Raw genomic sequence first — 1,687 nt, forward strand, 5'->3', positions numbered from 1 at the left:
TCCCGAACGGGGGCTGGCGAGCGCCTACCGTTAGCCAAGGGCAAGGGTGTCGGCCGCGAGGCGGAATCTGAAGGAAGCCGGAAGCAAATGCACGGGCCAAGGTACACGAACCTAATTTGAGGCAGGGTTAGACGGATGAGTTGCCCATACACAACGAAATCCTAAGCCGCCAAGGGCTAGCCCTGTAGACTTGGGTGGTCGCGGGCAGACAGATGACGCTCTTATCTGGGGAGGCCTGCGGAATACACGAAGTGACTTCGTAACCGCAACCGAGAGGTTGCGCTGAATCCGCAGGAGTCAGCAGAGGCCATAGTACGCAAGTACGGGACGCCAGAAAGCGGAAGGGCCGAACCGAAAGGAGAGAGGAAACCGATGCGTTCGCGTGAAGAGCAACGACAGCAGAATATCCCGCAAGGGAGCTCACGGCAAAGAGATACGGTGAAGCCGGAAGGGTATGCCGGAGTGCCGAGTTCTTCGCCGGCACAAGTCGCCCCTTCCTCTCGCGAAGGCCAGAACGACCTGCTGGAGAAGATGCTGGGAAGGGAAAACCTTCTGCTCGCTTACAAGCGAGTCATCCAAAACGGAGGAGCCCCCGGCGTGGACGGCGTAACGGTAGCGGAGCTACAAGCTTACCTGAAAACACACTGGGAATCGGTGAAAGCCGAACTCCTCGCGGGAACGTACAGACCGATGCCGGTCAGACGGGTGGAAATCCCCAAACCCGGAGGCGGCGTGCGGCTGCTTGGCATCCCGACCGTAATGGACCGTTTGCTCCAGCAAGCGCTTCTGCAAGTGATGAATCCGATCTTCGATGCTCAATTCTCGTGGTACAGCTACGGATTTAGACCGGGGAAGAGAGCACATGAGGCAGTTTTGCAAGCACAACGCCATATCCAAAGTGGCCTGAGATGGGTCGTGGACATGGATTTGGAGAAGTTCTTTGACCGGGTGAATCATGACATTCTCATGGCCAGGGTGGCAAGGAGAGTGACGGACAAGCGTGTCCTGAAACTGATCCGGTCCTACCTCAACGCCGGAGTGATGGCAAATGGAGTCTGCCAGAAGACGGAAGAAGGCACACCGCAAGGAGGCCCTTTAAGTCCGCTATTGGCGAATATCCTGCTGGACGACTTGGACAAGGAACTCATGAAGCGCGGCCTGCGGTTCGTTCGGTACGCGGATGATTGCAACATCTTTGTCGCAAGCAAGCGCGCCGGAGAACGTGTCATGGAATCGGTGATTTGCTTTGTGGAAGGAAAGCTGAAACTGAAAGTAAATCGAGACAAGAGCGCGGTAGACCGCCCATGGAATCGGAAGTTCCTCGGATTTAGCTTCCTGTCGAAGAAGGATGCAACGATCCGCTTGGCACCGAAGACCATCTCGCGATTCAAGGAGAAAGTTCGAGAGCTAACCGACCGGTCCAAGTCCATGTCGATGGAGGAACGGATCTCCCGGCTGAACCGCTATCTGATGGGATGGCTTGGCTACTTCCGGCTGGCCTCGGCGAAGAAGCACGTCGCAAGTTTCGACCAGTGGATTCGCAGAAGGCTACGCATGTGTCTCTGGAAGCAGTGGAAACGGGTCCGCACCCGAATTCGCGAGCTCCGAGCACTCGGTGTTCCAGAGTGGGCTTGCTTTGTCATGGCCAACTCCCGCCGTGGACCGTGGGAAATGTCCCGAAATACAA

General features: G+C 56.7%; 1 protein-coding gene. It reads left to right on the forward strand.

The annotated features are described in order from the left end of the window. Positions 1–372: 372 nt before the first annotated feature. Positions 373–1,687 (forward strand): group II intron reverse transcriptase/maturase (ltrA, locus tag XYCOK13_RS21395; protein ID WP_213414286.1); only part of this gene is annotated, 1,315 nt, incomplete at its 3' end.

Origin of the sequence: Xylanibacillus composti (genome assembly GCF_018403685.1) — a bacterium.
Lineage (GTDB): Bacteria > Bacillota > Bacilli > Paenibacillales > K13 > Xylanibacillus > Xylanibacillus composti.